This window comes from Candidatus Amarolinea aalborgensis, assembly GCF_900491745.1.
In the GTDB taxonomy this organism is placed as follows: Bacteria; Chloroflexota; Anaerolineae; order SSC4; family Amarolineaceae; genus Amarolinea; species Amarolinea aalborgensis.
On record NZ_UETR01000070.1, the window covers coordinates 1 to 5,378 of the forward strand.

Annotated in this window: 7 protein-coding genes; 3 read left to right on the forward strand and 4 right to left on the reverse strand. The window is 61.1% G+C overall.

What is annotated here, in order from left to right:
- The 3 genes from ACPQ6D_RS23595 to ACPQ6D_RS23605 all read right to left on the reverse strand — a co-directional run.
- On the reverse strand, nt 1-568 hold a 568-nt coding region (locus ACPQ6D_RS23595; RefSeq protein WP_423226812.1), incomplete at its 3' end, for an ABC transporter permease subunit.
- 4 nt (nt 569-572) lie between these two features.
- Nucleotides 573-1,718 (reverse strand): branched-chain amino acid ABC transporter permease, encoded by a 1,146-nt coding sequence (locus ACPQ6D_RS23600; protein ID WP_423226813.1) that lies wholly within the window; start codon nt 1,716-1,718, stop codon nt 573-575.
- A gap of 126 nt (nt 1,719-1,844) precedes the next feature.
- Nucleotides 1,845-3,098: a branched-chain amino acid ABC transporter substrate-binding protein gene (locus ACPQ6D_RS23605; protein WP_423226814.1), complete on the reverse strand. Its 1,254-nt coding sequence runs from the start codon at nt 3,096-3,098 to the stop codon at nt 1,845-1,847.
- A gap of 214 nt (nt 3,099-3,312) precedes the next feature.
- Here ACPQ6D_RS23605 and ACPQ6D_RS23610 point away from each other — a divergent pair, with 214 nt between their 5' ends.
- The 3 genes from ACPQ6D_RS23610 to ACPQ6D_RS23620 all read left to right on the forward strand — a co-directional run bounded on the left by ACPQ6D_RS23610 (nt 3,313) and on the right by ACPQ6D_RS23620 (nt 4,965).
- Nucleotides 3,313-3,438 carry a hypothetical protein gene (locus ACPQ6D_RS23610; protein WP_423226815.1) on the forward strand — a complete coding sequence of 42 codons (126 nt, stop codon included), beginning with the start codon at nt 3,313-3,315 and terminating at the stop codon, nt 3,436-3,438.
- Between the two features lie 362 nt (nt 3,439-3,800).
- Entirely contained in the window at nt 3,801-4,652 is an 852-nt protein-coding gene (locus tag ACPQ6D_RS23615; RefSeq protein ID WP_423226816.1) for a DMT family transporter, read from the forward strand.
- Nucleotides 4,653-4,665: 13 nt separating this feature from the next.
- Nucleotides 4,666-4,965: a hypothetical protein gene (locus tag ACPQ6D_RS23620; RefSeq protein ID WP_423226817.1), complete on the forward strand. Its 300-nt coding sequence runs from the start codon at nt 4,666-4,668 to the stop codon at nt 4,963-4,965.
- Nucleotides 4,966-5,178: 213 nt separating this feature from the next.
- Here the strand turns inward: ACPQ6D_RS23620 and ACPQ6D_RS23625 are convergent.
- Nucleotides 5,179-5,378 (reverse strand): hypothetical protein (locus ACPQ6D_RS23625; protein ID WP_423226818.1); only part of this gene is annotated, 200 nt, incomplete at its 5' end.

Consider the following 5,378-nt stretch of genomic DNA (forward strand, 5'->3'; position numbering starts at 1 on the left):
CCGATCCCTGGCCATTGACCGCGCCGCCGGAGGTGTAACGTTTGAGCAAGCGATAGATCAGCGCGCCGCTCACCACCGCGCCGAGCAGTCCGATGCCTGTCACAACCAGGCCGCCGGGCGCAGCAAATTCGTTGGCATGGGATGATCCAAAGATGGCCCAGACATAGGCGCCTACGGCGTAGAAGGCGACGTAGCCGAGATCGAGCAGGCCAGCAAAGCCAACCACGATATTGAGGCCCAGGGCCAGGGCTACGTAGATGCCAATTTGCGTCGCCACTTCCAGGTAGTACGCATTGCGAATCCCAAGCAGGGGGAGCAGCACAAGCAAAACCAGGACGCCAAACAACGACCGGGCGCGTGTCGGAATTTTGGCCGCAAAAATGAGGAGCAGCGAGCCTTCGAACAGCAGGAAAATCGGTAGTGAGCGGCTGTTCGTGAAGGCGCCAAACGTGGTGAGCGCAATGTAGAGGGCCAGAATCACATAGGCCTGCGGGCCAGACAAGAGCAGGCCGCTGAGCCTGGATAGCCATGATGAACGATTGGGTTCGCCTGATGGTTGGGTGGTCATACCTTTATGCCTTCTGCCCCACTTGTTCGCCCAACAGACCCGATGGCTTGAAAATCAGGATACCGATCAGAATCATGAACGCCGTAATCGCCGCGTAATCCGCGCCGGGCAGCGCGCCGCGCGAAAAGAGGGTGAGGTAGGACGACACAAAAGCTTCGAGTAAACCCAGGGTGATCCCACCGAGCATCGCGCCCGTGATGTTCCCAATGCCGCCCAACACCGCGGCCGTGAAGGCCTTGATGCCAGGAATGAAGCCAAAGAAGGGGTCAATCGTGCCGGCTTTGATCCCCGCTAACACCCCGGCCGCGCCGCCCAACGCGCCGCCAATCAGGAAGGTCAGGGCAATGATCTGATTGACGTTGATGCCCATCAGCGCGGCCGCGGAACGGTCCTGCGCCACGGCGCGGATGGCCGTTCCCAGCTTGGTCGCGTTGACCAGGTAATTGAGGCCGATGAGCATCAAGATGGCGACTACGATAAAAACGATCACCTTGACCGAAATACCGACATCAATCACGCCTCCGGTCGCGGTAGGAAGGGAGCCTAAGATGAGACGGCGGTCGAACGCGGGCAAAGAGGGGAAGGTGAGGTAGAAGGCGTTGCGATGAAAGCTCTCGAACAGACGCACCGCATCTTGCAGAAAAAAGGAGACGCCGACGGCCGAAATCAGCGGCACCAGGCGCGGGGCATTGCGCAGCGGGCGATAGGCGATCCGCTCCACAGTCACCGCCAACAAGCCGCTGACGATCATGCCCACGAGAACGGCCAAGACCACATAGAGCAGCGGCGGCATCGCCAGCAGGAGATTAGCCGCCTGCAAGGTGAGCGCCAACTCAGCCCCGGCAAACGCGCCGACCATGTAGATTTCACTGTGAGCGAAATTGATGAACTCCAACACGCCGTAGACCATCGTGTAGCCGAGAGCGATCAGCGCGTAGAGAAAACCGAGGGTAATCCCATCAATGACGGTCTGCGGCAGGAGGGCAACGACGGCCACCATCAAGTTGGTGTCGGTGCGGCTGCCGCGCAGGAGCAGCGCCAGAATCAAAACAACCAGGGACATCACCAGCGAACTGATCACGGCGAAGGTGACAATTCGAACCAGTGGGGTGAAGAGCTCACGGAGTGTTCGGAGTTGAAATCTCGACATCGCATCGCTTTCCGCAGATGGGGAAGCTAACTAAACCCCTGTTTCTCTATGCTGTTTGGAGTGCGGCGACATGCCGCCGCACTCCAAACAGGCGGCGACGTGTCACCGCACTCCAAATCCTCGAGATTACTGGGCCGGCGGCGGCGGCGCGGGAATCGCCAGGGTTTCGACGGCCTTGTTGTCGCCCCACTTCGCCGGGTCGGCCGAGACGACCTGGATGACGAAATAGTTGGCGACGGCGGGGTCGCCCTTGCTGTCGAAATTGATCGTACCGGTGATGCCCTTGAAATCCTTCAACGCGCGCACCGCATCACGCACGGCGGGACGGGTCGGCATCTGGTTGTTGTTGGCCTTGGCCGCGTTTTCGATCGCCTTCAGGATCAGGGCCGCGCTGTCATAGGACTGCGCGCCAAACGGTTCGGCATCCTTTCCAAAGCGCGCCTTGTAATCAGCGGCGAACTTCGCCGCTTCCGGGTAGTAGGAAACCGGGCCGGCCACGGTCGTGTAGTACATGCCGTTGACAGCCTCGCCGGCGATCTTCACCAGGTCCGCGCTGTCGAGACCATCTGGCCCCATAAAGGTGGCCTTGATGCCCTTGTCGCGCGCCTGCTTGAAGAGAATGCCGGCCTGGTCAAAGATCGCGCCAAAGTAGACCAGGTCCGGATTGGCGGCCTGAATCGGCGTCAGAATCGGGTCGAAATTGGCCTTCTCCTCGGTGCCTTCGAAGCCGAGCACCTTGATGCCGTCTTTCTCAGCCGCCTGGCGGAAGAAGTCGGCAATGCTCTGGCCGTAGGTGGTCTTGTCGTGCAGAATGTAGACGCTCTTGACGGCGAGCTTCTTCAGCGCGAACTGCTCGCCCACGACGCCCTGGATGTCGTCACGACCGCAGACACGGTTGACTTCCGCATACAGGCGATCGGTGATCTTGGGGTTGGTGTTGGCTGGCGACACCTGCACCAGTTGGGCATTGTGATATTCTTCCGAAGATGGAATCGCCACGCCGGAGTTGTAATGCCCGACCACGCCCAGAATCGCGGGATCAGACACGATATTCTTGGCATTCGCCACGCCCACTTCCGGCTTGCCCTGGTCATCGAAGGGCACAATCTGGACAGTGAAGCCCATGGCCTTCAAGCTGTCGCTGAGCTGCTCAACCGCCAACTGGGCGCCGTTCTTGATGCCTTCACCCACCGCCGCGCTGCCGCCTGAGAGCGGGCTTTGGGTTGCAATTTTGATCGTCTTACCGGTTTCGGCCGGCGCTTTGGTGGCTTCCGGCGCCTTGGTCGCCGGCGCCGTGGTGGACGCTGCACCGCCGCAGGCTGTCAACAGCACCGAGGCAACCAACAATAGGGTAAACAGACCGTACACTCGCTTGGACATACGTTCTCCTCCTGACTGCATACATACAAGACTGGCAAATTTGTTGGGCAATGGCCCAGAGAATGGCGATTGGGGGGTCGTTTCGCAAGACGGCTGAGGGTTAGAAGATTGGGGCGGATTATAGGAGAGGCCGCGTAATTTGTCAAACACTTGCAGGAAGGGTAAATTATGGTACAGTGTCCGGTAACTCAGCCATCCTGGAGGATTACAAAGAATGACTCGCAAATCAAGTAATACGCCCAAACGCGATTGGCGTCAGGTCGTACTGATTGTTCTCAGCCTGTTCCTGATCTTGAGCATGGCGCTGGGCTATGTTTTGCCCTATCTGCTGCCAAAATAATGATGCGTATGGACACCTTTCCTACATGCGGCGCAGCTGACTTGAAAATAGGCCGCGGATGAACACGGATCGCCACGGATTGCCTGTTTTCATCCACGGTTGTGCCACCGGGGCATGGGCAACTAACCTGAAAATAGGCCACGGATGAACACGGATCGCCGCGGATTGCCTGTTATCATCCCTGGTGGCGCGCCCCGCGCATGGGCCGCTGACATGAAGATTGCTCGGCCCCTTTGTGATCCGACGGCCGCGGCTGGTCAAGGGCTGGCCGATCGGCGCTCCGCACGAGTTTGGAACGCCCGGCGCGCCGGCATTTTCATCCACGCGGCTCTCTTGAGCCTGCGCTCCTGCGGTGCGCCCGCGTGACTGAACAACGCAAAGGCTTGCTCCTGGTGGCGCTGGCCGTTTTGTTCTTTTCCACCAGCCCCGTCTTGGTGCGCTGGGCAGCTCCGCTCAGCGCGTACGAGATTGCCGCCGGGCGTCTGTTGGTCGCCAGCCTGGCGGTGTTGACCCTGGCGCGCGTGAGCCGGCAGCCGCTGCGCGTGGCGCGCGGCGACTGGGCGCGCTTCGTGGTGTTCGGACTGATCACCGCGCTCCATTTTCTGTTCTACATCGCCTCGCTCAGTTACACAACGATCGCCCATTCGCTGGCCATTGTCTACACCGCGCCCATTTTCGTCACCCTGGCGTCCGCCTGGTTCTTGAACGAACCAATGCCGCAGCGCAAATGGGGGGGCGTCGCGCTGGCGGTGATCGGCGTGGCCGTTCTTGCCAGCTTCGAACCAACCTGGAACGCAACGATGGCGTTTGGCGATCTGCTGGCGCTTGGCTCGGCTATCACCTTTGGCCTCTACTCCGTGGCCGGACGTTCGCAGCGCGCAGCGTATCCCCTGCTGACCTACGCCGGGCTGGTTTACGGGCTGGCCGCGCTGTGGGCCATACCGGCCGCAGTCGTCAACTTTCACCCGGCCGCTTACGGCTGGCAGCAGATCCTGGCTGTGGTCGGCCTGGGCATTTTGCCGCTGGGCTTTGGGCATACGCTCTACAACGCGGCCCTGCGCCGCGTGCATGCCACCTACGTCAACCTGGTCGCTACGCAGGAAGTCACCGGAGGCGTTCTGTTAGGCGTTCTGTTCCTGAGCGAAATTCCCAGCCTGAGCAGTATCATCGGCGCGCTGATCACGCTGGTGGGGATCGGGTTGGTCATTCTCTAACGATGGAGTAACTATGCCGGCACGTATTGACTGTCGTTTCTACTTCGAGGATTATCATCGCGGCCGCGAGGTGAAGGAATGTCGCCTGCCCAAGAGTCGGGAATCTGCGGCCTGGAATCCAAACGTGTGCAACACCTGCCCGGTGCCAGGCATTCTGCGCGAGACCAACACGCGCTACCTGGCCCTGGAGGGCGCCATCAAGCGCCGTTTTCTACTCGGCGAACGCATGGAGGTGTTTGCCATCTGCACACGCCACAAACAGCAGCTCAGCAATCCCCGCGTGTGCCCTGCCTGCGCCAGCGAAAACGCCTGATCCCCCGCGCCCCGTCAACGGGGCTTGATGCCAGACCGCACGCCAGCCCGGTTCACCGGGCGCCGTTTTGTCGCCGGGGGACTTCATCCCCGGCGATCCCCCGGCGGCGGGCGGCGTCCAGCGAAGCCAGCGATTCGCCTGGCGATGAAATCGCCAGGCTACGCAGCGGCGCCCCGTCAACGGGGCTTGATCCAGACCGCACACCAGCCCGGTTCACCGGGCGCCGTTTTGTAGCCGGGGGACTTCATCCCCCGGCGATCCCCCGGCGGCGCGCCCCGTCCATCGGAGCCAGCCATTCGCCTGGCGATGAAATCGCCAGGCTACGCAGCGGCGCCCCGTCAACGGGGCTTGATCCAGACCGCACACCAGCCCGGTTGACCGGGCGCCGTTTTGTAGCCGGGGGACTTCATCCC